The organism is Actinokineospora sp. NPDC051303, from assembly GCF_055586285.1.
Genome location: NZ_JBVJIN010000011.1, coordinates 18,669 through 45,017 on the forward strand (window position 1 = coordinate 18,669; position 26,349 = coordinate 45,017).

The following is a 26,349-nucleotide window of genomic DNA, read 5'->3' on the forward strand; positions in this document are numbered from 1 at the left end:
GGTGACTGGACGGCAAGATGAGTCCGAGGTGGCCTGGCGGCCGCAGGCGGCGTCCGAGGGTGCGGACGCCCAGGAGTTCGGCCCCAACCCCGAACTCGGCGACACCCGCCCCGCCGAGAGCCACCTTGACGACGACGCCACCACCGATTCCACGGCGCACCCGGGCCAGGTGGACCCCGCGGCAGGCCACGCCCCCAAGCACCAGGTGGCGTCCGGCCAGTCCGGCCCGTACGAGGTCGGCGCGCACCCGATCGATGAGACGCTGTCCGGCGCGCACTACGCGCACAATCAGGCAAGCACGGGCGCGCACTATGCGGCGGCAGGTCAGTCCGGTCCGCACCAGGTAAGCGCGACGCCCGACTCAGGCGCCGCGCAGACGGGCGCGCACTACGCGGCCAACCAGCCCGGTTTCCAGGCGGGCGCGCACGGTCAGTCCGGCTTCCCGGTAAGCGGACAATCCGGCCAGCAGGTAAGCGGTCAGTCCGGCGCGCAGGTAAGCGGCGGTCAGTCTGGTCCGCATCCGGTAAGCGCCACCCAGTCCGGCCCGCACCAGGTCGCGTCCGGACCGTACGACGTCGGCTCCGGCCCGTACCCGGTGAACCCGGCGGCGTCGGGCCCGCACCAGGTCAACCCCCAGTACCCGGGCGTGTCCGGCCCGCACCCGGTCAACCCGACGCAGTCCGGCCCGTACCCGGTGAACCCCGGCCAGTCCGGCCCCTACCCGGTCAACCCCGGCTACTACGTCGAGGCCACCCCGTCCGGCCCGCAGCACCAGCAGCAGCGCCACAGCGCGCCGCACGGCGACGAGCTGTCCTCGGCCCGCCTGCTCAAGCAGGCCAAGCGCGCCCCCCAGTCCGGCTGGCGCAAGGCCGTCTACGTCGCCAGCGGCCACCTGATCAACCCCGGCGAGAGCCCGGCTGACATCCTCCGCCGCCAGCTGATCGCCCGGGTCAACCAGCCCCTGCGCGGCTGCTACAAGATCGCGATGCTCAGCCTCAAGGGCGGCGTCGGCAAGACCACCACCACGACCACCCTCGGCTCGACGTTCTCCTCGCTGCGCGGCGACCGCGTCATCGCCGTGGACGCCAACCCCGACCGCGGCACGCTGAGCCAGAAGATCCCGCTAGAGACCACGGCCACCGTCCGCCACCTGCTGCGCGACGCCGACCGCATCCGCCGCTACAGCGACATCCGCGCCTACACCTCCCAGGGCCCCAGCCGCCTGGAAGTCCTCGCCAGCGAACAGGACCCGGCTGTCTCGGAGGCGTTCAGCGAGGACGACTACCGCCGCACGGTCGCCCTGCTTGAGCACTTCTACAACATCGTCCTCACCGACTGCGGCACCGGGCTGATGCACTCGGCCATGAAGGGCGTCCTGGAGATCGCCGACTCACTGGTCATCGTCTCCTCCGGTTCGGTGGACGGCGCCCGCAGCGCCTCGGCGACCCTCGACTGGCTGGACGCGCACGGCTACCGCGACCTGGTCTCCCGGTCCGTCGCGGTGATCAACTCCGTCCGCCCCCGCTCCGGCTCGGTCGACCTGGACAAGCTGGCCCAGCACTTCGGCTCCCGCTGCCGCGCCGTCTGCCGCATCCCCTTCGACCCGCACCTCGAAGAAGGAGCGGAGATCGAGTTGGACCGTCTGGCCCCCGAAACCCGGCTGGCGCTGCTGGAAATGGCCGCCACGGTCGCCGACGACTTCCCCAACGAACTCGGCCGCGCCCGCTGAACGGGAACCGCCCGCGCATGCGGTCTTGACGGCATGGGCGGGCGGTTGATCGTTATCCGGTGATGTCTTAGGCCACGCGTTCCGGCCCTCTCGCGCCGTCGGTTAGCGGCGGGTTCAAGACCCGTTGGGCGGCAGGCCGTCCTCGTCCCGCTTGCGGAACTTGTCGAGGCCGCGCAGGAACTCAGGGTCGTCATCCGGGGCGATCGGCGCGGCGCGGCGCGGGGACACACTGGCTGTCTGCACCCCGAACGCCCGCCACAGCAGGACAGCGATGGTCAGCGCGCCGACCGCGGCGAGGACATACAACATGCGAAGCCACCTCCCGAACCGATTAGGTGTTCGAGGTTAACCCCTTTGTCTGTTTCGTGGGTGTGTGCCTCGTCAACAGATCAGCCGCGCTCGGCCTGCTCGGTGGCCTCGGTGGTCAGTTCGGCGAGCAGGGACTTGACCTCCGACTCACGGAAGCGACGGTGGCCGCCGGGGGTGCGGATCGAGCCGATGCGGCCCGCGGTCGCCCACCGGGTCACCGTCTTCGGGTCGACCCGGAACAGCGCGGCGACCTCGCCGGGGGTCAGCAGCCGCTCTCCGACGTGCGCAACTGTCATTGCCGTCTCCTTGCTCGCTCCGCGTGGTCGGGTAAACCAGGATCATCGTGGCACTTCGCCCGTCAGGTACTCGAACGGTTGGCTGATAGTAAAGAGGTAGTAAGGGACAAATCGGCCGGTTCGGACACCGACCGCCCACGCCGTACGCTGCCCGCGTGGACACTGTCGATCGCCGCATCATCGCGGCGCTGCGCACCAACGGCCGCGCCACCTACGCCGAACTGGGCCGCCAGGTCGGCCTCTCCGCGTCCGCCGTGCACGAGCGGGTGGGCAAGCTGGAGGCGTCCGGCGTGATCATCGGGTACCACGCCGTGGTCGACCCGCGCGCGGTCGGCCTCGGGGTCACCGCGCTCGTCGGCATTCACCCGACCGACACCGCCGACGACGAAGAGGTCGCCGACGCCCTCGGCGAACTGCCCGAGGTCGAGTCCTGCTACCGGGTGGCGGGCGACGAGGCGTTCGTGGTCAAGGTCCGGGTCGCCACCGTGGACGAGCTGGAGCACACCCTGGGCAGGCTCCGCCGGATCAAGGGCGTGGCCCGCACCCGGTCCACGGTAGTGCTGTCGACCCGGTTCGAGGGCAGGCCCAACACCGCCGACTTGGCCGCCGAGTAGCCTCCAAGACGTGCAAGAGGAGCAGGGTAAACCGGACGCGCACTTGGGCCGCGACATCGCGCTCTACACCGTGCTGCGACTGGTCCTCGTGGCCGTCGTCGCTGGCGTGCTGCTGCTGTTCGACGTCCCGCTGCTGGTCAGCCTGGCCATCGCCGTTGTCGTCGGCTTCCCGCTCGGCCTGCTGCTGTTCCGCGGCCTGAACAACCGCGTCACCGCGGGCCTGGCCGAACGCCACGCCGACCGCGACGCCGAACGCGACCGCCTCCGCGCGGAACTCCGCGGCGAAACCGATCCGGACGCGAACTGAATCCGCAGTTCAGCGACCGGTCCTAGGTCCAAGGTCTTAGCTCGTTCGATGGATCTTGCTGGACGATCCCCGCATTCCTGGCAGAATGAACACGAGAGCAAGAGTTAAGAACGTGGCCAGGACGCTCCAGTTCGTCAAATAGGCTCACGGCAACCCGTCTCTCCGTCTCAGGCTTACCTTCCCGACTCAGACCGGGAAGGCAAGCCTCCAGAGGCAATCCCGTCGAAGAATGCATGGGTGGAAAGGCACGTGGGTGGCCGGGCAACGAAAGTCGTCACAGGCGCGCGATCGGACGATCGGCGCGCAACTCAGGATCATCAGGCAAGAACAGACAACGCTCAGTTTGGAGGCAGCCGCGGCGGCCATGGGCTGGTCACCAGCGACGCTCAGTCGCACCGAGACCGGCAAGCGGCACATCACCAGCGAGGACACGGCCGCCTTGCTAGCCATCTACGGCATCCCCGCCGACCAACGGAACGAGCTGGTCACCGCCGCCCGCACCACGAACGGCCAAGCAGGCTGGTGGTCCCGACCCCTCCCCGGCGTTTTACCCGACGCGGGCGCCTTGGCGAGCTACGAGGCATCAGCACGAGCACTGACCGACTGGGCGATAGGCGTGCTCCCCGACATGGTGCAAACAGAGGATTATGCGATCGGCTTCCTGATCGCCGACGGCGCAACCCCAGAAGAGGCGCGAAGGAGATGGGAGGCACGCATGCGCAGACAACGCGTCTTGCCTCTGGTCGACTACGTGGCCTACATCCACGAGAGCGCACTCCGCGTGCCCTTTGGCGGCGCCGCCGCACTCAAAGCCCAACTTCAGCACCTGCACGACGCACCCACCAGGGGCCACACCATCCGCCTGGTTCGCGCGCACGCGCAGGCTCGCGCACTGCTGCATTCGTGGCTGCTGTTGGAGTTCCCCCAAGACCCGCCCATCGTCCATGTCGAGCTGACAAGGAGCAGCCTCTACCTCCACGACACCGAGGTCGCCATCTACGAGACTTTGCGCGCGGAACTGGATCGCATCGCCCTCTCCGGCCCGGAAAGCCGCAATGTCATCGAACAACTCGCGAAAGGCTGTGATTAGGGAATGACATAAGACTTCCCGCTCCGGCAACGCGCACAACCGTGTCGAGCGTCGCCAGGACCGAAGAGTTCCTAACTGTGGCGTGTTATCGACCGGGCATGGCCCACTCGTGGGCCGAGCCGGGCCGCCCGCACATGCGAGGAATCGATCACCGCCCGATCCCAATCCAGCGTGCCCGCCGCGTGCAGCTCAGTGAGCAGCACCTCGTGCAAGCGCTGCCACACCCCGGCCTCACTCCACTCCGCCAACCGCCGCCAACACGTCATCCCCGACCCGAACCCCAACTCCCGGGCAAAACTCCCGCCGGATCCCGGTATGCAGCACGAACAGGAGGCCCCGCAAGACCTGCCGGTCCGGCAACCACCTCCGCCCCGGATGAACAGACCGACGCTCCACCACCGGCAACAACGGCTCCACCCGCGCCCACAACTCATCCGACACCACCCACGGCGGCGACTGCCCCCTCCTCACACACCATGACGGGAACTACTTGGGTCCGGCAGCCAGGCGGCCGTCGAAAGGCGATCTCGAATGCGCGCAGCGCGGGTTTCCAGCAACATCGTCCAGCGCTGCGCCAGCGCCGGTCGGGTCCAGGCTCATGATGCGCCGTGCGGCACACCTGAGAGTTCGTGCCGTTCCTGGCGTCCGATCCGGAGATCCGGCGGGTAACCGGTCGGCGCGGTGTAGACAGCCTTGCGCGCCTTGGCGATGGCTCCCAATGCTGGTGGAACGGATTGAGAAGCTGGTTCTCCCCACTCGACCATGCCCTCCACCACCTTGCCCTCAGCGTTTCCACGCTGGACATCAGGCGCACCTCCATGATCAGGAGTTACACCGCTCGTTTTGCGGTCCCGTGCCGCGCCGCAAGACGCGAACAGAGACACCGCACGAGTAAGTCGTCCTGGTCGGGTGAGGTGGGTGAACTTGTTGAGGTGCGCCGGGTCTGGGGTGGTGGGAGAGACGTCGCTGGTCGGTGGTCTGGTGCGCTTATGCTCGCGGGCATGACCGCCGTCGATCGATGCTGTGACAAGACTCGGGCGTGGGTGTGTGAGGCCGTGCGCATCATCGAGGCGGATGCCAACCGCAGCGCCGACACGCATCTGCTGCCCTTTCCGCTCCCGTCGGAGTGGAACGTCCGGCTTTACCTCAAGGACGAGTCGACGCATCCGACCGGCTCGCTCAAGCACCGGTTGGCTCGGTCGCTGTTCCTGTACGCGCTGTGCAACGGCTGGATAGTCGAAGGCACGCCGGTCATCGAGGCGTCCTCGGGGTCGACGGCGGTGTCCGAGGCGTACTTCGCGCGGATGCTGGGGTTGCCGTTCATCGCGGTCATGCCGCGCACGACCAGCCAGGAGAAGGTCGAGCTGATCGAACGCCAAGGCGGCCGCTGCCACTTCGTGGACGAGCCGGGTCAGCTCTACACCGAGTCCCACCGCCTCGCCGACGAACTGGGCGGTCACTTCATCGATCAGTTCACCCACGCCGAACGCGCCACCGACTGGCGCGGCAACAACAACATCGCCGAGTCGATCTTCGAGCAGATGGCCCTCGAACCGCACCCCGAGCCCACCTGGGTCGTCGTGGGCGCCGGAACCGGCGGAACCAGCGCCACCATCGGCCGCTACATCCGCTACCGCAAACTCGACACCCGCCTGGCCGTCGTGGACCCGGAGAACTCCGTCTTCTTCGACGCCTGGCGGGACAACACCCCCGACCTCACCGCCACCCACGGCTCCCGCATCGAGGGCATCGGCCGCCCCCGCGTCGAGCCGTCGTTCCTCGGCCAGGTCATCGACCGCATGATCAAGGTACCCGACGCGGGCTCGATAGCCGCTATCCGCCTGGCGGAGGACGTCCTCGGCAGGCGCGTCGGCGGCTCCACCGGCACCAACCTCTGGGGCGCCTTCCAGATCGTCGCCGAACTGGTGGCCGCGGGCCGCTCCGGCAGCGTCGTCACCCTCCTCTGCGACGGCGGCGAACGCTACACCCACACCTACTACGACGACTCCTGGCTGTCCGCCCAGTCCATCGACATCGCCCCCCACCGCCGTTTCCTCGGCGAGTTCCTGTCCACCGGCCACTGGCCCACCGCGCCCTAGCCACCACCACCACCGCACCGAGATCGGGAACCGCAACCGGCGGTCCTGGGGCAAGCCCTTGGCATAACCGGAGCCGATGCCCGCCGAATATGTGCCCCACGAATACGCCGCGCCACTGACCGCCGCGCCGCAGGGCGTCGGCCGGGCCCGATTTCGACCTGGCGAGCCCGTCGCCGATCCGCGCGCCGGGACCACCACGGATATCGGTAGTGCCGCCACCGGTAGGGCGTTCCCACTGCCGACAGGGCGTGCGAAACGCCGCCTGAGACTCGTCGAGCTGCCGCCCCACAGGCGTCAGTCGGGCCGATACGCGCCCCGCTGATATCCGTCGCGCGAAGTGCGGCGCGTTCGGTTCGTGCCCGCCGCCCACCGCGCGGACGGGCGGAAGCCGGGGTCAGACGAAGCCGAGGGCGGCGCCGGTCACCACGGCCCAGGCGAGCATGGCCAGGCCGGTCTCCTTCAGGACCGGGATCAGGCCCAGCCCCGTCTGCCCGCCACCCACCCGCCGCACGGCAGGCACGACCAGAAGCCCGGCCACCAGCCCCAGCAGCGCCCACGGGGTCACGAACGCCGCCGCCGCCGTCACCGCGAAGGGGACGGCCACCAGCACCTCGTACAGCACCCGGGTGCGGGCCTCGCCGAGGCGCACGGCCAGGGTGTTCTTGCCCGCGACCCGGTCGGTCGGGACGTCGCGCAGGTTGTTCGCCACCAGTACCGCCGCCGAGAACGAGCCCATCGCGACCGCGCCCGCGACCCCGAGCCAGGTGACCCGGCCCGCCTGCACGTACTGGGTTCCCAGGACCGCGGTGAGCCCGAAGAACAGGAACACCGCCGCCTCGCCCCAGCCCGAATACCCGTAGGGCCGCTTGCCGCCGGTGTAGAACCACGCCCCCGCGATGGACACCGCGCCTACCGCCAGCAGCCACCAGTAGCCCGACACCGCCACCAGCACGAGCCCGGCCAGCGCGCCGACAGCGAAGCACGCGAACGCCGCCGCCTTCACCGCCCCCGGGGCCGCGACCCCGGACCCGACCAGCCGCAGCGGGCCGACCCGCTCCGCGTCGGTGCCGCGGACGCCGTCGGAGTAGTCGTTGGCGTAGTTCACGCCCACCTGCAGGGCGAGCGCCACCACCAGGGCCAGCAGCGACCGCACCCAGGAGAACGCGCCCACCGCGCCAGCGGCGCCCGCCCCCACGAGCACGGGCGCGACCGAGTTCGGCAGGGTGCGCACGCGTGCGCCCTCGATCCACTCCGCGACTGTCGCCATAGGTCCATCTTCACCGATCCCCGGCCGCCCGCGACGAGTGGCTCGTCACGTCCCCGTCACCTGACGGTCCTATGGACGACGCGCGACCGCGACCGCCCGCTCTAGATCCGGTGTCGCACCCAGACGTTCGGCTCCACATAGACCGCGTAGTCGTGCGCGGCGTCGCAGTGCACGGGTGTCAGCGCGCCCGGCACCAGCACCGGCCCGCTCTCGGCGAACGGCAGGCCCGTCCACTCCCGCCACTCCGCGAGCGTTCCGGGGATCGTCATCGACCGGGCCGCCACCGACTCGATCACGCCGCCCGCCCGCGCGTGCACCCGCAGCCAGGGGTCTTCCGGCAGCCCGTCCGCGCGGGTGCCCGCGGCGTACGTCGGCATCGGGACGGTCGGGTCGGACTTGCCGTTGGGGCGGACCGGGGCGACCAGGGTGTCGAAGCCGAGCCCGCGGACGTTGGCGCGCAACGCGTCCAGCAGGACCTTCGCCAAACCCGTGCCGCGCAGGTCGGTCTGGATGTTGATCTCCAGGGCGGACACCATGGTCGGCTCGGCCCCGCTGAGCCGGTCCAGCGTCGCGCGCTGGACCACCCAGTCCCAGCCGCCGTCGGGCAGCGGGTCGTCCGACCACCGCAGCGGGGCGCTGTGCGCCTTCGCGACGGCCCGCTCCGGGTGGTCGCGGTCGTAGGCGATCAGCACGTGCTCGGCGTAGTGCTCGGCCGCGACCGCGTAGTACAGCGGCGACATCGGGTCGTGCCGCATGAACTCCGGCCACGCGCCGGGGAAGTCGTGGAGCCAGGGATCGAGGTCCGGCCGGTCGGCCAGCGTCACCACAGCGAGGTCCATGATCCGGCGACGCTACCTGCGGGGCCGAGGTCAGCGCACCGGAGTTTCGGCGCGCGCGGGCTCGTAGTCGGGCAGTGAGAAACCGTTCGCCGCCGCCTGCAACGCCTCGTGCGGCGCGGGCTCGCCCGCGTAGTCGGTCGCCAACCGCTGGCACGCCTCGACGTACGGCCGCATCTTCGCCTCATACGCGGCGAACGCGGTCCAGTAGTCGGCCTGGGCGAGTTCTCCGGCGAGGACATAGGCGCCGACCAGCGCCGTGCTCGTGCCCTGCCCGGAAAGCGGTGAGGCGCAGTAGCCCGCGTCGCCGAGCAGCGCGACTCGGCCCGCGCTCCACCGGTCCATGACGATCTGGCTCATCGAGTCGAAGTGGAAGTCTGGAGCCGTCCACATCGCCCTGAGCAGCGCGGGCGTCTCCCAGCCGACCCCCGCGAACCGCTCGGCGACGATCCGCCGCTGCGTGTGCGGGTCGCGGTGGTCGAACTCCAGCGGCGGCGACTCGAACCCGAGCATTCCGCGTGCCTCGGTGTTGGCGCGGGCGCTGTAGACGCCCGCCATCGCGCCGTCGGTGCGGTGGAAGGTTTGCCAGTGGTCGAGGCCCAGGTGATTGTCGAGGGTGAACACGGCCAGGTAGACGCCCAGGTGCCGGATGAACCGCGACTCGTCGCCAAAGGCCAGGTCCCGCACCCGTGAGTGCAGCCCGTCAGCCCCGACGACGAGGTCGAACCGGCGTGGGGCGGAGCGCTCGAAGGTGACGTGCACGCCGTCGACGCGCTGGTCGAGGCTGGTCACAGTGTCGGAGAACAGGTACTCGGTGTGCTCGGTGTGCCGGTGCAGGACGGCGGCGAGGTCGTCGCGCAGGATCTCGATGTCCGGGCTGTCGATCGGCCCACCGGTGAACGTCTCGGCGGTGGTGCTCATGATCTCCCCGCCGTCCGCGTCCACGAACGACACGCCGCGCATCCGGGTCCGCAGGTTGCGGACCTCCTCCAACAGCCCCATCCGCCGCACGACGTCGAGCGCGACCCCGCGGATGTCGACGGCCTGCCCGCCGCCGCGCACCCCCGGTGCCCGTTCCACGACGGTCGTTGTGCAGCCGTGCCTGTGCAACCAGTAGGCGAGGGCGGGTCCGGCGATGCCTGCGCCGGAGATCAGCACGGTCTGCATGGAAGCTCCTCTTGTGTACCGGGTATGCGTTCTGCGTACAAGGTACACGCTGATCTAGCCAGAGCAATGGTAGATTCTTTCGGAGCTGTACTAGTACAGGGAGTTGTCTGATGGAGCCGCCGTACCTCCGGATCGCCGCCGAGATCCGCCGCCGCGTCGAAACCGGCGAACTGTCCCCGGGCGACCGGGCGCCCTCGACCCGGCAAATCACCAGGGACTGGGGCGTCGCCCTGGCCACGGCGACCAAGGCCCTCCAAGTCCTCACCCACGAGGGCGTGCTGCGGGCGGTCCCGCGCGTCGGCACCGTCGTCGCGGCCCCGGAGCCGCCGCAGGCCCACCGGCGCGACGCGGCGCTGAGCCGTGACCGGATCGTCCGCGCCGCCGTGGAAATCGCCGACGTGGAAGGCATGGCCGCCCTGTCCATGCGCGGCGTCGCCGCGAAACTCGGCGTCGCCACCATGGCCCCCTACCGGCACGTGGCGGGCAAAGACGAGTTGATCCTGCTGATGATCGACGCGACCATGGGCGAAGACCCGCTGCCCGTCGAGCCGTCCGATGGCTGGCGGGCGCGCCTGGAGGCGGCGGCCTGGCTGCAATGGCGGCTCTACCGCAGGCACCCGTGGCTCGCGCAGACCCTGTCGCTGACCCGGCCGCAGATCCTGCCCAACGCCCTCAAGCACGCCGAATGGATGCTGACCGCCCTGGACGCCGCCGGAATCCCCCAGGCGATGGCCATCCACTCGTACATCACGGTGTTCAACTATGTGCGCGGGACGGCCGTGAACCTGGAATGGGAGCGCGAGGCGGAAAGCGCCACCGGGTTGACGGGTGAGGAGTGGATGAGCACCCAGGAGGAAGTCCTCCGGGAAGTCCTGGCCAGCGACGACTACCCGGTCTTCGCCAGGATGAACGCCGACGGCGACGGCTTCGACCTGGTCCTGGACGACTTGTTCGAGTTCGGCCTGCTCCGACTGCTGGACGGTATGGAAGCCTTCCTGGCCACTCGCCCTCAGTCCTGATCTGAAGCGTTCCTTCCGCCGGTTCTTTGGTCAGGGTGATTCGCGCGCCAGAAGTTTCGTGACGGCGGCCCGGTCGACTTTGCCGGGCCCGCACAATGGCAACGCCGCCACGACGAGCAGAGTGCGGGGGGTCGCCGCCGGGCCGAGTTCGGCGCGCACGGCCGCGCGAGCGGCTTCGGCTACCGCTTGGGGCGGTCGGCTCGTCGTCCGGTTGGAGGTGACGACCGCCGCCGCGACGCGCTGGCCCCATTCCGGGTCGGGGAGTCCGACCACGCACGCGTCGGCGATCCCCGGTTGGCCGGTCAGGACCCGTTCGACGGCGGCAGCCGCGATCTTCACGCCGCCAGTGTTGATCATGTCGTCGGCGCGGCCCAGGACCTCCAGCGTGCCGTCGCGCAGGCGGCCCAGGTCGGAGGTGCGGAACCAGCCGTCGGCGAAAGCGTTTGCGGTGGCGGTCGGGTCCAGGCGGTAGCCGAGCGCCAGCGTGGGCCCGCCCAGGTGGACCAGCCCATCGACTATCCGCACCCGCACACCGTCCAGCGGCGTCCCGTCGTAGACGCATCCTCCCGCCGTCTCGCTCATCCCGTACGTCGTCACCACGCGCACCCCGGCTTCCCGAGCGCGCGCCAACGTCGCGGCGGGCGTCGCGGCGCCGCCGACCAGCACGGCGTCGAACGCGCGCAGGGCGGCCAGCGCGTCGCCCCCCTCGTCAAGCAACCGCGTGAGCTGCGTTGGCACCAAGGACGTGTAGCGCGGCCCGGTCGCCGCCAGCACATCCGACGCCGCTTCGACAAACGCGCGCCCCCGGAACCCGCCCGCAGCCAGCACCGACAGGTCGGTGCCAGCCAGGATCGACCGCACCACCACCTGCGCCCCCGCGATGTGGTGCGCGGGCAGCGCCAGCAGCCACGTCCCCGGTCCCCCCAGCCGCCGATGCGTCGCCTCCGCCGACGCCCGCAGCGCCGCGGCCGAGAGCAGCACCCCTTTGGGCGTGCCCGTCGACCCCGAGGTCCGCACCACCAGCGCGGTCCCGCGCTCGACCGCGACGTCCGGGCGCGCGAAATCCCCCGACTCCCCCGGCCCGATCGGCAGTACAGCGGCGGCTGAGCCCGCCAGCGCGTCGCACAGGGCGCGCCGCAGGACGTGAACCGCGGCTGGGGTGCCGTCGATGGGGATCAGGCGCATGGCCCCATCCTCGCAGCGGGTGTCGGGGCCCGCCCCTACGCTCGGGCGGGAACGGTCCCGAGAGGAGTGGCAGCCCATGCCGACAGCGCCGCAGAAGGTCACGACCTTCCTGATGTTCCAGGGCCAGGCCGAGGAAGCGATGACCTTCTACACGTCCCTGTTCGACGACGCGGAAGTCCTCACCGTCGACCGGTGGGGCGCGAACAGCGCCGGGGCGGAAGGCTCGGTGCGCGTCGCCACCTTCTCCCTGGGCGGGCAGCAGGTGATGTGCATCGACAGCACAGTCCAGCACGCGTTCACCTTCACCCCGTCGATCTCCCTGTACGTCCAGTGCGACACCGAAGCCGAAATCGACCGCCTCTACGCGGCCCTCTCCGAAGGCGGCCACCCCCTGATGCCGCTGGCCGACTACGGCTTCAGCACCAAGTTCGGCTGGACCAACGACCGCTTCGGCGTGTCCTGGCAACTCAACCTCGCCTGACCACCGATGCCCGATCGCAACGAGTTCGCCCAGCCCCCACCAACCCCCAACACCCCCGAGCGAATCGCCCCTGCCGGGCCCGTGCCCAACCCCAGCACGCCCAACCAAGGCACGCTGGACCAGAGCGCACCCGACCGGCAACCGCCCGACCGCAGCCAACCTGAGCCAGGCATGCCCCACGCACAACCACCTGATCAGGCCCCCCTGCCCCAAGGCGCGCCGAATCAGCAGTCGCCCGAGCAGGGCTCGCCCGACCACGGCCCACCTGACCAGCGATTACGAGACCAGCGTTGGTCTGGTCGCCGCTCGCCAGTCCACGGCCCACCAAGCCGCACCTCGGCAGACCAGGTCTCGCCAGGCCAAGCCGCACACAGCCAAGCCGTGGCTGTCCAAGCCCCGCCAGGCCAAGCCCTGGCAGACCAAGCCCCGCTGGGCCAAGCCCCGCCGGGCCGCCAAGGTTCGCCGGGCCAGACCGCACCCGGCCCAGCCATGGCGAACCAAGCCCCACCAGGCCAAGCCCCGCCGGACCAAACCCCGCCAGGCCAGACCCCACCCGACCCAGCCATGGCGAACCAAGCCCCACCAGGCCAAGGTTCGGCGGAGCAAGCCCCGCCGGGCCAGAGTTTGGCGAACCTAGACCCACCAAGCCCAGCTTTGACGAACCAGGCCGCGCCGGGCCAAGCCCCGCTGAACCAAGCCTTGGCAGACCAGGCTTTGCCGCGCCAAGGCGCGCTCAGCCAAGCCGCCCCTAGCCAAACTGTGGCGAACCAGGCCTCGCCTGACCCAGGCTCGACTGACCCAGGCCCAGCTGACCGAGGCTCGACTGACCAAGGTTCGGCTGACCGCGGCCCGGCTGACCGCGGCTCGACTGATCAAGGTTCAGCTGACCACGGCACGCCGGACCAAGGCTCGACTGGCCGAGGCTCGCCTGACCACGGCACGCCGGACCAGAGTTCGCCTGGCCGAGGTTCGGTGAACCGTGGCTTGGCGGGGTGTGGCCGGGACGGTCGGCATTGGCGTAGGCCGGTCGATGAGTCGCTGCGCGATGGTTACCTTGCCAGGCTGGGGTGGGCGGAGCCGCCGCCGCCGACCGTGGAGACGTTGGCTGCTCTGCACCGGGCGCAGGTCGAGCGGGTGCCCTATGAGGTGGTGTGGATCGCCCTTGGTGAGACGCGCACCATTGAGCCGCTGGACTCGATGGCGCACCTCGTCTCGGGCCGCGGCGGCTACTGCTACCACCTCAACGGCGCCCTTGGCTGCCTGCTGGACTGGCTCGGCTTCGACGTGCGGTGGCGGGCTGGCGGCGTGCAGGGGCGCGCCGACCCCGTCCCCGTGGGAGCGAACGGGACGCACCTGGCCCTGGAGGTCCACGGCCTGCCCACGGCCGAGTGCCCCGACGGCCGGTGGCTCGTCGACACGGGGTTGGGCGACGCTCTCTACGAGCCGCTGCCCCTGGCGCCGGGCACGTACCCGCAGACGCCGTCCACCTTCGCGCTGCGACCGTCGGAGGTCGTCTCCGGCGGGTGGCGCTTCGACCACGACCCGCGTGGTTCCTTTTTTGGCATGGACTTCACTCCCTTCGATGCCACCATGGCACAACTGGAGGAGCGGCATCTGGAGTTATCCACAGGCCCGGATTCAGGCTTCGTGCGGGTCGTCACCGTGTCCATCCGCGCGGCGGCGCACATCAGCACGCTGCGCGGGTTGGTGCTCGAACACCTCGACTCAAGCGGTAAGAGCAAGACCGAGATTGGCGCCAAGGCCGACTACTTCGCCCTCTTGGCCGACGTCTTCGCCCTCCCGTTGCGCGACGTGGACGAACCCCGCCGCGCCGCGCTGTGGAACCGGCTCAAAGCCGACCACGAGCGCTTTTTGACGGCGCCCCAGCCCACCACCGACGCGGGGACGCCGCCGAAACCCCACTAGCCGAAATCTCAGTAGTAGTAAGGGAATCCCGACCAGTCCGGGTCGCGCTTCTCCAGGAAGGCGTCGCGGCCCTCGACGGCCTCGTCGGTCATGTACGCGAGCCGCGTCGTCTCGCCCGCGAAGATCTGCTGGCCGACCAGGCCGTCGTCGATGGCGTTGAACGCGTACTTGAGCATCCGCTGGGCCGTGGGCGACTTGCCGTTGATCTCCCTGGCCCACTGGAGCGCGGTCGCCTCCAGCTCGGCGTGCGGCACGGCCGCGTTGACCGCGCCCATGCGGACCATGTCGTCGGCGGTGTAGGTCCGACCGAGGAAGAAGATCTCGCGGGCGTACTTCTGCCCGACCTGCCGGGCCAGGTACGCCGAGCCGAAGCCGCCGTCGAAGCTGCCGACGTCGGCGTCGGTCTGCTTGAACCGGGCGTGCTCGGCGCTGGCCAGGGTGAGGTCGCAGGTCACGTGCAGGCTGTGTCCGCCGCCCGCCGCCCAGCCGGGGACGACGGCGATGACGACCTTCGGCATGAACCGGATCAGCCGCTGGCACTCCAGGATGTGCAGGCGGCCCGCGCGGGCCGGGTCGACCGTCTCTGCGGTCTCACCGGAGGCGTACTGGTAGCCGGTGCGCCCGCGGATCCGCTGGTCGCCGCCGGAGCAGAACGCCCAGCCGCCGTCCTTGGCGGACGGGCCGTTGCCGGTGAGCAGGACGCAGCCCACGTCCGAGCTCATCCTGGCGTGGTCAAGGGCGCGGTACAGCTCGTCCACCGTGTGCGGGCGGAACGCGTTGCGCACCTCCGGCCGGTCGAACGCGATGCGCACGGCCCCGGTGTCCACGGCGCGGTGGTAGGTGATGTCGGTGAAGTCGAACCCGTCGATCTCGCGCCACTGCGCCGGGTCGAACAGCTCGGAAACCTCGCGATCAGCCACGTCGGGGAGCATGCCGGCGAGGCTGTGGACAGTCGTTCGCGGGGTTCGGGGTCGGCGTGTAAAGCTAAGTCCGTGCACGACCTGGATTCGGCCTTGGAGGTCATTCGCGCGCGGGACGACACCGCGGCGAAGCACGCGCACGCTCTGTGGCACGTGATGCGCTCGACGGCCGCCCATCCGACCAAGGTCACCCGCTACGACGTGCAGCAGATGGTGTGGAGCACGCTCCCGCAGGCGCACGCCAGCCCGGCGGGCGAGGGCGCGTTCGACGACCTGCACGAGACCTGCGAGTCCTTCGCCGAGCTGCTCGACCTGCTCGGCCACACCGCGTACGCCCAGCTCTGCCGCGCGCGGACCACGCACGAGATCCTCGACGCGGCTGGCGACGAGCGGCGGCACCGGGAGCTGGTGGCCGCGGCGTGGCGCGCGTCGGGGGTGCTGCCGCCGGACACCCCGCTGCTGACCTGGTCCGATCGCGGCGGGCCGGTGGAGTCCGCGCTGCACGCCGCGGCGGGCAGGCTGCTGGAGGAGGCCGTCGAGGCCGGGACGCTGCCCGCGGACGGCAGCGGCGAGGAGCTGCGGGTCGGCCTGGTGATGCGGCTGCTGACCAGCCCGGAGACCGAGGGCGACGACACCTGGTTCGTCAAGCTCCTTGACGAACGCCTCGACGCCTGGACCCGCGGCCAGGGCAGCCAGACCCGGCGTGAGCTGATGGTGCGGCTGCGCCCCGAGGTGCGGCGCGCGCCGGAACGCGACGGGGCCGAACTGCCCGCGTTGACTTTCCTGCTGTCGGAGTGCCGGGGCGCGGGCGCGCGGCTGACCGGCAGCGGCTACCTGCCCACGGCGCTGGTCACGGCGCTGGCCGAGCTGATGCCCACGTGCCGTGAGCTGGTCATCATGGGCCGCAGCGAGTCGCAGTGGCCGCCGGTCAAGCTGCTGCGCGAGATGGCCACCGACTTCGGCCTCACCGTGCGCAACGGCACCCGGCTCCAGCTGACCAGCCGGGGCGCGACCCTGGTGGACGACCCGGATTCGCTGCTGATGACCGTCGGGGAGCGGCTGGTGTCGCTGGACCGCACGGCGCTGGGCGTCATCGAGGAGGTCGTGCTGGCGGCGCTGCTGCTGGAGGACCGGATGGCGCCGAGCCGGATCTTCGAGAAGGTCGCCTACGTCTTGGCCGAGGAGGGCTGGTCCAGCACCGACGGCACCGACTACGGCCCCACGCACGCCGCCGAGGTGGGTAGCTGGTTCCTGCGCCGCCTGCGCGTCCTCGACGCCCTGGACGCCGACTGGACCGCCCGCCGCGTCGGCCTCACCCCGGCGGGCCAGTCGATCGCCCGCTGGGGGTTGCGCGCCCGCGTCCTGTTCCGCCACCGCCCCGACGATTCGTCGCCCCGGCCGTTCACACCGTGACCGGCTTACTCCCGCGCGGCCCCGGCAGCCAGCCCCAGGTCAGCAACCCGCCTGACTTCCTCGCGCGCGCGTCAACAACATCCCCCACCCTCTCCGGGGGGCAGCCCCGCTCCAGTCTATCGGCTCTGGGGGTGCGGGGAAGGGGGGCGCGAAATCTGTGGATAACTTCGGCCTATGTGGACTACCCGCGACCTCATCGCCTCCGGTTCCGGGATGATGGTCCGCCGCTAGGCGGGTGTGCGCCGGGGTTCGGGCCTGGCCGGGCGGGTGGGTCTCGCCGTGTGCGGGGTCACTCATTGCCGGTCCGCGAGAGTGGGCAGTCCTGGTGGGGCGCGCGAGTGCGGGCCCGGGAAGTGGGAGCGCTGTGAACCCGTCCACCGCGATGGCCACGGTGGTGGTCGACGAATTGGTCCGCAACGACGTGCGGCATGTGGTCCTGTGCCCGGGGTCGCGGGACGCGCCGTTGGCGTTCGCGCTGCACGCGGCGTCCGAGGCGGGGCGGGTGGAGTTGCACGTGCGGGTCGATGAGCGGTCGGCGGGGTTTTTCGCGTTGGGGCTGGGGCGGGCCTCGGGGCGGCCCGCCGCGGTGGTGTGCACCTCCGGCACGGCCGTGGCGAACCTGCACCCGAGTGTCCTGGAGGCGCACCACTCCGGGGTCGGGCTGCTGCTGATCACCGCAGACCGGCCGCCGGAGCTGCACGGGACGGGGGCGAACCAGACGATCGACCAGCGCAACATCTTCGGCAGCGCCGCGGTCGCGGTGGACTTCCCGGTGGCCGAGCGGCGGACGGGGCTGAACCCGGTGTGGCGCGGCCTGGTCTGCCGGGGCGTCGCCCGCGCGGAGACGGGGCGGCCGGTGCAGCTCAACATTCCTTTCCGTGAGCCGTTAGTGCCGACGTTCGCCGACCAGTGGCCGGACACGCTCGACGGTAGGGCTAACGGTTTGCGTTGGACGACGTCCTCGGCCGCTCGGTCAGTGCCGGGCAACCGGGTCGACTTTCCGCTGCCCGCGCGGACGCTGATGGTCGTCGGCAGCGGTGACGCCGCCCGCGCGGCGTCGGCAGCGGGGGTGGCGGCGAAGGCCGGGTGGCCGGTGATCGCCGAGCCGGTTGGCGCGGCGTCGGCCATCGCGGGCGGGGCACGGGTGCTGCGGTGCGGGCCGCTGCTGCTCGGCGGCGGGGCGCTGCCCGACCGGCTCCGGCCGGACGCCGTGGTCGTCGTGGGCCGTCCGACGCTCTCGCGGGGGGTGCGCGGCCTGATGGACCGGGTGCCGGTTTACGGCATCGGCGACCACCCGCAGTGGACCGACCCGCAGTACGTCGCCACGCACGTGCGCGGCTGGCTCGACCAGGACGACCTCGCCCACGTCGAAGGCCACGACCCGGATTGGCTCACGCGGTGGCACGACGCGGAGGACGCCGCGGTGGGCGCGGTGGAGGGGCTGCTCGCCCGCGAGCCGTGGCCGACCGGCCTGCACGTGGCCCGTGAGCTGCTGGCGGCGCTGCCGTCGCACGCCACGCTGTTCCTCGGCTCGTCCAACCCGGTGCGCGACGTCGACCTGGTCGCCCAGCACCGCGCCGACGTCGCGATCCACGCCAACCGGGGGGTCGCGGGCATCGACGGCAACCTGTCGACCGCCTCGGGGGTCGCGGTCGGCGGCGTGGCTCCGACGTACGCGCTGATCGGCGACCTGACGTTCCTGCACGACGCGAACGCCATGCTCATCGGCCCGGGCGAGCGGCGGCCGGACCTCACCGCGGTCGTGCTCAACGACGACGGCGGCGGCATCTTCTCGCTGTTGGAGCAGGGCGCGGCCGAGCACAAGGCGGGGTTCGAGCGGGTGTTCGGCACCCCGCACGGCGTCGATCTCGGCGCGCTGTGCGCCGCTTACCGCGTTCCGCATACCCGCGCGGATTCCGCGGGCGAGCTGCGCGCCGCCCTCGCCCCGGCCCCCGGTTTGCGGGTGGTGGAGGTCCGGGCCGACCGGGCTGGTCTGCGCGATCTGCACGCCCGGCTGCGCGGCGCGGTCGCCGACGCCGTGCGCTGACCGAAGTCGCCCAATCACCGCTGGTGATGCGGATAGGCTCCCGGTGTGGACGAGCACAGGCTTGGCCGCTCGGAGCGGGCGCGCAGTGTCACGGCCCTGGTGTCGATCGGGGTGGCCGCCGTGCTGACGGCGCTGGGCGTGCTGCTCGTCGTGGCCGCGTTCACCGAGGACACCGCCATCGAGGAGCACACCGGCCGCGCTGACGCCGACGTGGTGAGCGTGTCGTTCAACCGGACGCTGGTCCGCTTCCAGACTCCAGACGGCGCCGAGCACGTGCCGTCGGTCGGCGTGCTGTACCCGGAAGCGCTGGAAGAGGGGCAGGTCGTGCGGGTCGAGTACGACCAGCGCAACCCGGATCTGGTGCGGGTCGCCGGGCGGGGGGCCGCGCTCACGATCCTGCCGGTCAGCACGGCTCTGCTCGCCGTTTGGGCCGTTGTCGCCGTGCTCGTGTACGCGCTGCGCAGGCGCGGCCCGCTGCATCTGCGCCGCTGGCGGCCGCGCAGGCTCCAGGTGTGACACTTCCCGGCGAAAATGGCGTTCAGGTGTAACATCGAGGGGTGGACACCGAGCGCGAGTTCGAGCGTGTCGTCGCCGCCGACCACCGGATCGAGCCGCGCGACTGGATGCCCGACGGCTACCGCAAGACGCTGGTCCGCCAGATCGCGCAGCACGCGCACTCGGAGATCATCGGGATGCAGCCGGAGGGCGCCTGGATCAGCCGCGCCCCGTCGCTGCGGCGCAAGGCGATCCTGTTGGCCAAGGTGCAGGACGAGGCAGGCCACGGCCTCTACCTCTACGCCGCCGCCGAGACGCTGGGCGCGGACCGCGACGACCTCACCGCCCGGCTGATCGAGGGCCGCCAGAAGTACTCCTCGATCTTCAATTACCCCACGCTGACCTTCGCCGACGTCGGCGTCATCGGCTGGCTGGTCGACGGGGCGGCCATCTGCAACCAGGTCCCGCTCTGCCGCACCTCCTACGGCCCGTACGCGCGCGCGATGATCCGGATCTGCAAGGAGGAGTCGTTCCACCAGCGGCAGGGCTACGAGCTGCTGATGACCATGATGCGCGGCACGCCCGCGCAGCGGGACATGGTGCAAGACGCGGTTGACCGCTGGTGGTGGCCCGCGCTGATGATGTTCGGCCCGCCTGACGCGGAGTCGGCCAACACTGAGCGGTCCCTGGCGTGGCGGATCAAGCGGCACACCAACGACGAGTTGCGGCAGCGGTTCGTGGACATGTCCGTGCCGCAGGCCGAGAAGCTGGGCGTCACCCTGCCCGACCCGGAACTAGCCTGGAACGCCGAGCGCGGCCACTACGACTTCGGCGAGATCGACTGGGCCGAGTTCTGGCGGGTCGTGCAGGGTGACGGGCCGTGCAACGCGCAGCGCGTCGCGCACCGCCGCGAGGCGCACGAGGACGGCGCGTGGGTGCGGGAGGCGGCGGCCGCGTACGCGGCGAAGCGGGAGCGGGCGGCATGAGCAGGTCTTCTTGGCCCCTGTACGAGGTTTTCGTGCGCGGCAAGCGCGGTCTCAACCACGTGCATGTCGGCTCGCTGCACGCGCCCGACGACGAGATGGCGCTGCGCAACGCGCGCGACCTCTACACCCGGCGCAACGAGGGTGTGAGCATCTGGGTGGTCCGGGCGTCGGCGATCACCGCGTCGAGCCCGGACGAGAAGGACCCGTTTTTCGCCCCCAGCGGCGACAAGGTGTACCGGCACCCCACGTTCTACGAGATTCCCGAGGACGTGCCGCACCTATGAGCAACCCCTACGACGGCTTGGCGGACACCGGCGAGGAGAAGCACTGGGCGTTCGGCACCGGCTTCACCACCGCACTGTCCGATGTGGACCGTGCCGTTCCGTCCTCTGTGGACTGTGACGACCTCGCCGCCTACTGCCTCATGCTTGGCGACGACGCGCTCGTCTACGCCCAGCGTCTCGCCGAGTGGTGCGCCCGCGCGCCCGAGCTTGAGGAAGACGTGGCCCTGGCCAACATCGCGCTCGACCTGCTCGGCCAGGCGCGCCTGCTGCTGACCCGCGCGGGCGAGGTCGAGGGCGCGGGCCGCGACGAGGACGCGCTGGCGTACCTGCGTGACGAACACGAGTTCCGCAACGTGCGCCTGGTCGAGATCGACTGCGGCCCAGGCGAAGGCGGCGACTTCGCCGCCACGATCGCGCGGCTGCTGGTCTTCTCGACGTGGCGGCTCGCGGTGTTCGGGCGGCTGACCGAGTCCGTCGACCCGGTGCTGGCCGCGGTCGCCGCGAAGGGCGGCAAAGAGCTGGCCTACCACCGTGATCACGCCGCGCAGTGGACGCTGCGACTCGCGGGCGGCACGGCGTACTCGCGCGAGCGCATGATCGCCGGGCTGGCGCGGGTGTGGCCGTACGTGGCCGAACTGTTCACCCCGCACCCCGTCGAGACCCGGCTCGCCGCCGCGGTCGACCCGGCCACCGTTCGGTCCGAAGTGGACGATGTGCTCGACACGGTGTTCGAGGCGGCGGGCCTGGAACGGCCTGACGTCAAGCAAATCGGCGGGAAAGCGGGCCGCGACGGCGTGCACACCGACGCCATGGGACACCTGCTCGCCGAGATGCAGCACGTGGCCCGGTCGATGCCGGGAGCGCTGTGGTGAGCGCGCGGCGGATCGCCGAGCAGGTGCCCGACCCCGAGTTGCCGGTGCTGACGCTGGCCGATCTCGGCATCCTGCGCGAGGTCCGCGAAGACGGCGGCAAGGTCACTGTGACGATCACGCCCACCTATTCCGGTTGCCCCGCGCTGGACGAGATGCGCGCCGACCTGCTGGCGCGCCTAAGTGACGCGGGCTACGCGGACGTCGAGGTGCGCACCGTGCTGCACCCGGCGTGGACCACGGACTGGATCAGCGCCGAGGGCCTGCGCAAGCTCGCCGACCACGGAATCGCGCCACCGCGGCGGGTCGGGCCGATCCGGTTGAACCTGGAGCCGCCCGCGCGGCGCGTGCCGTGCCCGCGCTGCGGCTCGCCCCGCACGACCGAGCTGTCCCGGTTCGGCTCCACCGCGTGCAAAGCGCTGCGCCGCTGCGCGGATTGCCGCGAGCCGTTCGAGCAGTTCAAGGAGCACTGACGTGCCGCGCCCGGTGTTCCACCCGCTCCCGGTCGCCCGCGTCGACCGGCTCTGCGAAGACGCGGTCGCGGTCACCTTCGCCGTTCCGGAGGAACTGGCCGGGGAGTACGAGTTCCGCGCCGGACAGTACCTGACGCTGCGCCAGGACGTCGACGGCCACGAGGAACGCCGCTCGTACTCGATCTGCGCGCCGGTCGGCGCCGCCCCGCGCATCGGCGTCCGCCGCGTCGAGGGCGGCCTGTTCTCCACCTGGATCGTCGACACGCTCAAACCCGGCGACACACTGGAAGTCCTTACCCCGCAGGGGAACTTCACCCCCGAGCGGGCACCAGGGCGGCACCACTGCTTCATCGCCGCCGGGTCCGGGATCACGCCCGTGCTCTCCATCGCCGCCACGGTGCTGGCCGAGCCGGACACCCGCGTCACCCTGCTCTACGGCAACCGCCGCTCGGACACCGTGATGTTCGCCGAGGACCTGGCCGACCTCAAGGACCGCCACCCGGCCCGCCTGCACCTGGTCCACGTCCTGTCCCGCGAGCCAAGCGAGGTCGACCTGTTCTCCGGCCGCCTCGACGCCGCCCGCCTCGCCGCCCTGTTCGACCGCGTGGTGCCCGCGGCCGAGATCGACCAGTGGTGGCTGTGCGGCCCGTTCGGCCTGATCCAGGACGCCAACGCCCTGCTGGTCGAACGCGGCGTGCCCCCGGAGAACGTGCACCGCGAGCTGTTCTACGTGGCCGAGCCCCCACCCGAGCCCAAACGCCCGGACAACACCCTGGTCGACGGCCCCACCGCCGCCGTCACCATCCACCTCGACGGCCGTGCGACCACCCTGGCCCTCCCCGTCGACCAACCCATCCTCGACGCCGCCCAGCGCGTCCGCGCCGACCTCCCGTTCGCCTGCAAGGGCGGCGTCTGCGGCACCTGCCGCGCCAAGGTGACCGAGGGCCGCGTCGCCATGCGCCGCAACTACGCCCTGGAACCGGACGAGGTCGCCGCCGGGTTCGTCCTCACCTGCCAGGGCCTCCCGGCCACGGACACGGTCACCGTCGACTTCGACGCCTGACTCCGGGCCCGCTCCGGACAGCCACCCGAACGGGTTCACTTAGCTCGATGCCTGAACTTCCTTCGCCGGGCGGAGCACGCTGGGTGCCGCGACAGAAAGTCGCACGGCGAAAGGGAGGACGCACAAGATGATGAAGAAGATCCTGGGAACACTGGCAAGCGTTGTCCTGGCGGTGGCCAGCCTGGCTCCCGCGGCATCAGCGACGCCGACGGCCGCGCCGAACTGCCAGTTCGGCAGCACCTACGGCACCATCGTGGCTTCCGGCGCGGTGAAGACCCTGGCGAACGGCACCACCATCGGGCGAGTCCAACTCTGCCGCGACGGCAGCTACAACTACTGGGGTTTCCTCCTGCTCAACGCCCCTCTCACGGCCAGCCAATGGGGCCAGGGCCACCTCGACCGCTACCGCGACGGCTTCCTGGAGGCCCAGCTCACCTGTGACAGCTCCGGCGGCAACGGCAACATCAGACCCGGGCAGACTCGGTGCTGGACGCCGAAGGCAGGTGGAGTCAGCGGCCGCTACACGTTCCAGGCGTGGGGTGAGGTGCACAGCAGCCACACCGGCCAGGTCATCGCGCAAGGCTGGACCTCCATCACCCGCTGACCGGAACCGAACCCGCCAAGCAGACTCAGGACGACGGGTCAGCTTGGCGGGTTCGCCACGTCAGGAGAGGGCACAGTCTCCCCCGTTCGACTGTCCGCCGAGAATCCTTCACGCTCCCGGCCCGCCTCAACGGGTTGACAAACCCCGAAAATGAGGAACCGAGTTCACAAAAAAAGGAAACGAAAGACCGGATAGAGCGCCCCATAAACACAAGACATACCGACAGTATGTAGACTGAGAATGATTCTTTCACTTGCCATCAGGTGCTATCCGGTGGCTGAGGTGTCACTCTCTCGCCCCCGCCGGGTCGTATGCTCAGCGGGTGGAGCCGAGCGGGACGAGGGCGGTGCTGACGACACCGGCGCGAGGGAGTACTCCGCCGAGGGGGAAATGCCAACACGACAGCGCGGCGAGGACAAGGGTGGATGCGTTTCACGCTGTTTCATCCCGTTTCACGCCGTTCCGTCTCGTCCCAATTTCCCGCCGCGGCTTGCGTGGGGGACACGACACGGCTTCCATGGCTTACGTGGCGGTGCCACCGGTCTCGCGGCCAGAGTCCTCTCTGACGACGTGCCGGGGGAGCCAGGGTAGCCTGAGATATGCCTGTGGTGGGATGCGGCGGCAAAGGGGGGAAGCATGATTGCGCTGGTCTGGTGCGTCGTGCGCACCGCCCTGGGGACCCACCCGCGAAGCCCGCTGGGGGCGGGCGCACATCTGGTGCGGTCGTCCCCGCTGGCGCCGAGAACCTCCCGATCCCAGCGATGGCGGGCGCACCCCTTCGCGGCGGCCGGGGCGCGGGTCATCCGGTTGCCCGGCGTGGGCCACTCCCAACTCGGCGTGACGTCGTCGCAGCTCAGCGCCTGTTCCGCCGTTTCGGTCGCCGGTAGTTCGGCCCGCCGGGGCCGTGGTCGGGCCGCTCGGACAACTCTCGTCGGCGCCGGTCGGGCGCCAGGCGCCGGACTCGTCGCCGCGCGCCGCCGCCCCGCCAGGCGGCCAGCCGCGCCCGCGGCCCGCGCCCGTCGACGATGTGCTCATGACTAGCCACCGCGCCCGGAGCCTGCCTTCCGACCGGCTCCGAGGCAGGCCGTGGCGCGCCTCCCGCGGTTCAGCGGATTCTCCTCATTCCCCCTAGTTTCCCGAAACTCCGCTCATTTTGCGCTGGGTGTGTGGTATCGGGATCAGGAAGGCTCCTCGTCTGGCAGCGGGGAGCCTTTCGCTATTCCGCCACCAGCGCGGCGCGGTAGCGGTTCACATTCTCCCCGACCGGCCGTTACCCATTCCAATTTCCGCCGTCACCATCCTTCTTCGGTGACCAAAAAAGGAAATTCCCCGCCGAGTTCTTGTCCATAGTGGACGTTTTCGGCGATGCGAGGCGCACGACGTGGTAGCGCGGAGGGCGCACGCTCTGGCATTCTGGGCAGTGGTCGCGTTCCATGCCAGTGGGCGCGTCCGGTGGAAACCCTCGAAAGTCCACACACCCAGCGCAAATGGGTACGAGTGAGAGTGGGTGCGACGTTGGGTAACAAGCTCAAGGCATTCCTTGTCATCGTCGAGGCCATTGGCAGCACTCCGCCGTTCGTGCGGGCTCACCTGTAGGGCAAGTCAAGCCTCGTGGGGTCCCTTTGCGGGACCCCACGGGGCGGACAGGGAGGACTGCCGATGTCACACCCCAACCAGGACTTGGCCGCCGCCATCGCCGACTTCGCCTACCAGCTGCGTCGCGCCCGCCGCGACGCGGGCGACCTGCCGCTGCGTCAACTGGTCCGCAGGATGGACCACAGCACGTCGTTCTCGACCCTGCACCGAGCTTTCGAGGGCAAGGCGCTGCCGTCCTGGACGGTCGCCGAGGCCCTGCTCGTCCAGGGCTGCCGACTGCCCGAGGACACCGTCCGCGGCGAGTGGCTGCCCCGCTGGGTCGCCGTCAAAGACTTGGTCGACCCCCTCGAACCACCCGGGGGCGGCCACACCGCGCCGCAGGCGTCGGTGGGCGCGTGCCCGGACTGCGGTCTCCTGGTCGTGGACGCGGACATCCACCGGGAGTTCCACGCCAGGCACATCCCCGTGTCCGACCAGCGACCGACCGGCATCGCGGGCAAGCGCAAGAAGCGGCGGCTGCGGCTGGCCTGACGCGACCGGCACACGGGGCAGGCCCAGCACTCCCGGTGATGGGCCTGCCCCGTGTCACGCGTGCCCGGCCTAGTCGGGCAGCCGGTCCAGGATCCACTCGGCGATGGCGGCAGTGATCTTGGTGTGCGGCTCGTTCTTCTCCGCGACGAAGAAGTCGTCCAGCTCGCTCTCCTCCGGGAACAGTTCGTCCACGACCGTGTAGGGGTCGTGGAGGTCGCGGACCGCCACCGCGCTCACGGTGGGCACGAAGCCGACCGCGCGGTGGCCGACCGTCACCTTGCCGGTGACCTTGAGCCGGTCGCCCGCGATGCCGAACGTCTCCAGCGTGCCGGGCTTCCTCGTGCGCGTCGGCGACCGGGAGCTGCGCGCCCGGCGGCTGCTGGTCACGACCGGGCTGGTGGACGGACGGTGGCCGTGGTGGACGCGGGCGAGCCCCGCAACGCCCCGGCGACGGATTCCGAAGTGTTCGACGTGGTGATCGTGGGCGGCGCACCCGCCGGGCTGAACGCGGCCCTGGTGCTGGGCCGGGCCCGGCGAGCGGGCGACCAGGCCGCCCATGCTGAAGCCGCCGACCAGCAGGCGGGCGTCGCCGAGTTGCTCGGCGATCGTCCGCATGACCGCGGCCGTCACATTGTGGTGCGACCCGTACACCCATTGGAACCCCGCGTCACCTGACTACCGAAGGTAGTTCACGCGCGAAGGTGAACGAGACACACATTGGGTCGGACCGGCGGCCGGGGCGT

General features: G+C 70.7%; 27 protein-coding genes and 1 pseudogene. 19 read left to right on the top strand and 9 right to left on the bottom strand.

Annotated features, from left to right (window positions below; all coding sequences use genetic code 11):
* Position 1: 1 nt before the first annotated feature.
* Positions 2-1,729, top strand: coding sequence for a MinD/ParA family ATP-binding protein (locus ACZ6SD_RS11100; protein ID WP_465316764.1), 1,728 nt, complete (start codon positions 2-4; stop codon positions 1,727-1,729).
* A gap of 114 nt (positions 1,730-1,843) precedes the next feature.
* Here ACZ6SD_RS11100 and ACZ6SD_RS11105 read toward each other — a convergent pair whose 3' ends face one another.
* Together ACZ6SD_RS11105 and ACZ6SD_RS11110 are read right to left on the bottom strand one after the other, a co-directional pair.
* On the bottom strand, positions 1,844-2,038 hold the full coding sequence (locus tag ACZ6SD_RS11105; protein ID WP_465316765.1) for a hypothetical protein: 195 nt from the start codon (positions 2,036-2,038) through the stop codon (positions 1,844-1,846).
* An 80-nt stretch (positions 2,039-2,118) separates the two neighbouring features.
* Entirely contained in the window at positions 2,119-2,334 is a 216-nt protein-coding gene (locus ACZ6SD_RS11110; RefSeq protein WP_091453837.1) for a BldC family transcriptional regulator, read from the bottom strand.
* 155 nt (positions 2,335-2,489) lie between these two features.
* Between ACZ6SD_RS11110 and ACZ6SD_RS11115 the strand changes: the two genes are divergently transcribed.
* The 3 genes from ACZ6SD_RS11115 to ACZ6SD_RS11125 all read left to right on the top strand — a co-directional run bounded on the left by ACZ6SD_RS11115 (position 2,490) and on the right by ACZ6SD_RS11125 (position 4,345).
* Positions 2,490-2,948, top strand: a complete 459-nt coding sequence (locus ACZ6SD_RS11115) for an Lrp/AsnC family transcriptional regulator (RefSeq protein WP_465316766.1) — start codon at positions 2,490-2,492, stop codon at positions 2,946-2,948.
* A 10-nt stretch (positions 2,949-2,958) separates the two neighbouring features.
* A complete protein-coding gene (locus tag ACZ6SD_RS11120; protein WP_465316767.1) occupies positions 2,959-3,255 on the top strand; it encodes a DUF4229 domain-containing protein in 297 nt (98 codons plus the stop codon).
* A 253-nt stretch (positions 3,256-3,508) separates the two neighbouring features.
* The gene (locus ACZ6SD_RS11125) at positions 3,509-4,345 is read left to right on the top strand and encodes a helix-turn-helix domain-containing protein (protein ID WP_465316768.1); all 837 of its coding nucleotides are present in this window, start codon (positions 3,509-3,511) and stop codon (positions 4,343-4,345) included.
* An 87-nt stretch (positions 4,346-4,432) separates the two neighbouring features.
* Here the strand turns inward: ACZ6SD_RS11125 and ACZ6SD_RS11130 are convergent.
* A pseudogene (locus ACZ6SD_RS11130) lies at positions 4,433-4,816 on the bottom strand (transposase); the annotation flags it as partial.
* Between the two features lie 530 nt (positions 4,817-5,346).
* Between ACZ6SD_RS11130 and cds1 the strand changes: the two are divergent.
* Positions 5,347-6,444: an L-cysteine desulfhydrase Cds1 gene (gene cds1 / locus ACZ6SD_RS11135; protein WP_465316769.1), complete on the top strand. Its 1,098-nt coding sequence runs from the start codon at positions 5,347-5,349 to the stop codon at positions 6,442-6,444.
* Between the two features lie 394 nt (positions 6,445-6,838).
* On the opposite strand, the gene ACZ6SD_RS11140 is transcribed toward cds1, so the two are convergent.
* The 3 genes from ACZ6SD_RS11140 to ACZ6SD_RS11150 all read right to left on the bottom strand — a co-directional run bounded on the left by ACZ6SD_RS11140 (position 6,839) and on the right by ACZ6SD_RS11150 (position 9,714).
* Entirely contained in the window at positions 6,839-7,711 is an 873-nt protein-coding gene (locus ACZ6SD_RS11140; protein ID WP_465316770.1) for a 1,4-dihydroxy-2-naphthoate polyprenyltransferase, read from the bottom strand.
* Positions 7,712-7,812: 101 nt separating this feature from the next.
* Positions 7,813-8,550 (bottom strand): N-acetyltransferase, encoded by a 738-nt coding sequence (locus tag ACZ6SD_RS11145; RefSeq protein ID WP_465316771.1) that lies wholly within the window; start codon positions 8,548-8,550, stop codon positions 7,813-7,815.
* 30 nt (positions 8,551-8,580) lie between these two features.
* Positions 8,581-9,714: an FAD-dependent monooxygenase gene (locus ACZ6SD_RS11150; protein ID WP_465316772.1), complete on the bottom strand. Its 1,134-nt coding sequence runs from the start codon at positions 9,712-9,714 to the stop codon at positions 8,581-8,583.
* Positions 9,715-9,824: 110 nt separating this feature from the next.
* Here ACZ6SD_RS11150 and ACZ6SD_RS11155 point away from each other — a divergent pair, with 110 nt between their 5' ends.
* Positions 9,825-10,733: a TetR/AcrR family transcriptional regulator C-terminal domain-containing protein gene (locus ACZ6SD_RS11155; RefSeq protein ID WP_465316773.1), complete on the top strand. Its 909-nt coding sequence runs from the start codon at positions 9,825-9,827 to the stop codon at positions 10,731-10,733.
* A 30-nt stretch (positions 10,734-10,763) separates the two neighbouring features.
* Here ACZ6SD_RS11155 and menE read toward each other — a convergent pair whose 3' ends face one another.
* Positions 10,764-11,918 carry an o-succinylbenzoate--CoA ligase gene (menE, locus tag ACZ6SD_RS11160; RefSeq protein WP_465316774.1) on the bottom strand — a complete coding sequence of 385 codons (1,155 nt, stop codon included), beginning with the start codon at positions 11,916-11,918 and terminating at the stop codon, positions 10,764-10,766.
* Between the two features lie 76 nt (positions 11,919-11,994).
* Here menE and ACZ6SD_RS11165 point away from each other — a divergent pair, with 76 nt between their 5' ends.
* The 3 genes from ACZ6SD_RS11165 to ACZ6SD_RS11175 all read left to right on the top strand — a co-directional run bounded on the left by ACZ6SD_RS11165 (position 11,995) and on the right by ACZ6SD_RS11175 (position 14,325).
* Positions 11,995-12,399 (top strand): VOC family protein, encoded by a 405-nt coding sequence (locus ACZ6SD_RS11165; RefSeq protein ID WP_465316775.1) that lies wholly within the window; start codon positions 11,995-11,997, stop codon positions 12,397-12,399.
* Positions 12,400-13,192: 793 nt separating this feature from the next.
* Positions 13,193-13,375, top strand: coding sequence for a pentapeptide repeat-containing protein (locus ACZ6SD_RS11170; RefSeq protein ID WP_465316903.1), 183 nt, complete (start codon positions 13,193-13,195; stop codon positions 13,373-13,375).
* A gap of 116 nt (positions 13,376-13,491) precedes the next feature.
* Positions 13,492-14,325 (top strand): arylamine N-acetyltransferase family protein, encoded by an 834-nt coding sequence (locus ACZ6SD_RS11175; RefSeq protein ID WP_465316904.1) that lies wholly within the window; start codon positions 13,492-13,494, stop codon positions 14,323-14,325.
* Between the two features lie 8 nt (positions 14,326-14,333).
* On the opposite strand, the gene ACZ6SD_RS11180 is transcribed toward ACZ6SD_RS11175, so the two are convergent.
* Positions 14,334-15,257 carry a 1,4-dihydroxy-2-naphthoyl-CoA synthase gene (locus ACZ6SD_RS11180; RefSeq protein ID WP_465316776.1) on the bottom strand — a complete coding sequence of 308 codons (924 nt, stop codon included), beginning with the start codon at positions 15,255-15,257 and terminating at the stop codon, positions 14,334-14,336.
* A 60-nt stretch (positions 15,258-15,317) separates the two neighbouring features.
* Here ACZ6SD_RS11180 and ACZ6SD_RS11185 point away from each other — a divergent pair, with 60 nt between their 5' ends.
* The 10 genes from ACZ6SD_RS11185 to ACZ6SD_RS11230 all read left to right on the top strand — a co-directional run bounded on the left by ACZ6SD_RS11185 (position 15,318) and on the right by ACZ6SD_RS11230 (position 25,606).
* Positions 15,318-16,658, top strand: a complete 1,341-nt coding sequence (locus tag ACZ6SD_RS11185; RefSeq protein ID WP_465316777.1) for a hypothetical protein — start codon at positions 15,318-15,320, stop codon at positions 16,656-16,658.
* Positions 16,659-17,022: 364 nt separating this feature from the next.
* Positions 17,023-18,705, top strand: coding sequence for a 2-succinyl-5-enolpyruvyl-6-hydroxy-3-cyclohexene-1-carboxylic-acid synthase (gene menD / locus ACZ6SD_RS11190; RefSeq protein ID WP_465316778.1), 1,683 nt, complete (start codon positions 17,023-17,025; stop codon positions 18,703-18,705).
* A gap of 45 nt (positions 18,706-18,750) precedes the next feature.
* Positions 18,751-19,221 (top strand): DUF3592 domain-containing protein, encoded by a 471-nt coding sequence (locus tag ACZ6SD_RS11195; RefSeq protein ID WP_465316779.1) that lies wholly within the window; start codon positions 18,751-18,753, stop codon positions 19,219-19,221.
* 41 nt (positions 19,222-19,262) lie between these two features.
* On the top strand, positions 19,263-20,186 hold the full coding sequence (gene paaA, locus ACZ6SD_RS11200) for a 1,2-phenylacetyl-CoA epoxidase subunit PaaA (RefSeq protein WP_465316780.1): 924 nt from the start codon (positions 19,263-19,265) through the stop codon (positions 20,184-20,186).
* On the top strand, positions 20,183-20,470 hold the full coding sequence (gene paaB, locus ACZ6SD_RS11205; protein ID WP_465316781.1) for a 1,2-phenylacetyl-CoA epoxidase subunit PaaB: 288 nt from the start codon (positions 20,183-20,185) through the stop codon (positions 20,468-20,470). The genes paaA and paaB overlap by 4 nt, the downstream gene beginning before the upstream one ends.
* Positions 20,467-21,342, top strand: a complete 876-nt coding sequence (gene paaC / locus ACZ6SD_RS11210) for a 1,2-phenylacetyl-CoA epoxidase subunit PaaC (protein WP_465316782.1) — start codon at positions 20,467-20,469, stop codon at positions 21,340-21,342. The genes paaB and paaC overlap by 4 nt, the downstream gene beginning before the upstream one ends.
* The gene (gene paaD / locus ACZ6SD_RS11215; RefSeq protein ID WP_465316783.1) at positions 21,336-21,812 is read left to right on the top strand and encodes a 1,2-phenylacetyl-CoA epoxidase subunit PaaD; all 477 of its coding nucleotides are present in this window, start codon (positions 21,336-21,338) and stop codon (positions 21,810-21,812) included. The genes paaC and paaD overlap by 7 nt, the downstream gene beginning before the upstream one ends.
* 1 nt (position 21,813) lies before the next feature.
* Complete coding sequence (gene paaE / locus ACZ6SD_RS11220; protein ID WP_465316784.1) at positions 21,814-22,875, top strand: 1,2-phenylacetyl-CoA epoxidase subunit PaaE; 1,062 nt, start codon at positions 21,814-21,816, stop codon at positions 22,873-22,875.
* Between the two features lie 127 nt (positions 22,876-23,002).
* Positions 23,003-23,479, top strand: coding sequence for a hypothetical protein (locus ACZ6SD_RS11225; protein WP_465316785.1), 477 nt, complete (start codon positions 23,003-23,005; stop codon positions 23,477-23,479).
* 1,659 nt (positions 23,480-25,138) lie between these two features.
* A complete protein-coding gene (locus ACZ6SD_RS11230) occupies positions 25,139-25,606 on the top strand; it encodes a hypothetical protein (RefSeq protein ID WP_465316786.1) in 468 nt (155 codons plus the stop codon).
* Between the two features lie 69 nt (positions 25,607-25,675).
* Here the strand turns inward: ACZ6SD_RS11230 and ACZ6SD_RS11235 are convergent, their stop codons facing one another.
* The gene (locus ACZ6SD_RS11235) at positions 25,676-26,257 is read right to left on the bottom strand and encodes a hypothetical protein (RefSeq protein WP_465316787.1); all 582 of its coding nucleotides are present in this window, start codon (positions 26,255-26,257) and stop codon (positions 25,676-25,678) included.
* Between the last annotated feature and the right edge of the window lie 92 nt (positions 26,258-26,349).

Excerpts from the sequence above, each read along its gene's own strand:
- ACZ6SD_RS11105 (WP_465316765.1), bottom strand. The coding sequence starts at position 2,038 with ATGTTGTATGTCCTCGCCGCGGTCGGCGCGCTGACCATCGCTGTCCTG.
- ACZ6SD_RS11110 (WP_091453837.1), bottom strand. The coding sequence starts at position 2,334 with ATGACAGTTGCGCACGTCGGAGAGCGGCTGCTGACCCCCGGCGAGGTC.
- cds1 (WP_465316769.1), top strand. The coding sequence starts at position 5,347 with ATGACCGCCGTCGATCGATGCTGTGACAAGACTCGGGCGTGGGTGTGT.
- ACZ6SD_RS11140 (WP_465316770.1), bottom strand. The coding sequence starts at position 7,711 with ATGGCGACAGTCGCGGAGTGGATCGAGGGCGCACGCGTGCGCACCCTG.
- ACZ6SD_RS11145 (WP_465316771.1), bottom strand. The coding sequence starts at position 8,550 with ATGGACCTCGCTGTGGTGACGCTGGCCGACCGGCCGGACCTCGATCCC.
- ACZ6SD_RS11150 (WP_465316772.1), bottom strand. The coding sequence starts at position 9,714 with ATGCAGACCGTGCTGATCTCCGGCGCAGGCATCGCCGGACCCGCCCTC.
- ACZ6SD_RS11155 (WP_465316773.1), top strand. The coding sequence starts at position 9,825 with ATGGAGCCGCCGTACCTCCGGATCGCCGCCGAGATCCGCCGCCGCGTC.
- menE (WP_465316774.1), bottom strand. The coding sequence starts at position 11,918 with ATGCGCCTGATCCCCATCGACGGCACCCCAGCCGCGGTTCACGTCCTG.
- ACZ6SD_RS11165 (WP_465316775.1), top strand. The coding sequence starts at position 11,995 with ATGCCGACAGCGCCGCAGAAGGTCACGACCTTCCTGATGTTCCAGGGC.
- ACZ6SD_RS11180 (WP_465316776.1), bottom strand. The coding sequence starts at position 15,257 with ATGCTCCCCGACGTGGCTGATCGCGAGGTTTCCGAGCTGTTCGACCCG.
- paaB (WP_465316781.1), top strand. The coding sequence starts at position 20,183 with ATGAGCAGGTCTTCTTGGCCCCTGTACGAGGTTTTCGTGCGCGGCAAG.
- paaC (WP_465316782.1), top strand. The coding sequence starts at position 20,467 with ATGAGCAACCCCTACGACGGCTTGGCGGACACCGGCGAGGAGAAGCAC.
- ACZ6SD_RS11225 (WP_465316785.1), top strand. The coding sequence starts at position 23,003 with ATGATGAAGAAGATCCTGGGAACACTGGCAAGCGTTGTCCTGGCGGTG.
- ACZ6SD_RS11230 (WP_465316786.1), top strand. The coding sequence starts at position 25,139 with ATGTCACACCCCAACCAGGACTTGGCCGCCGCCATCGCCGACTTCGCC.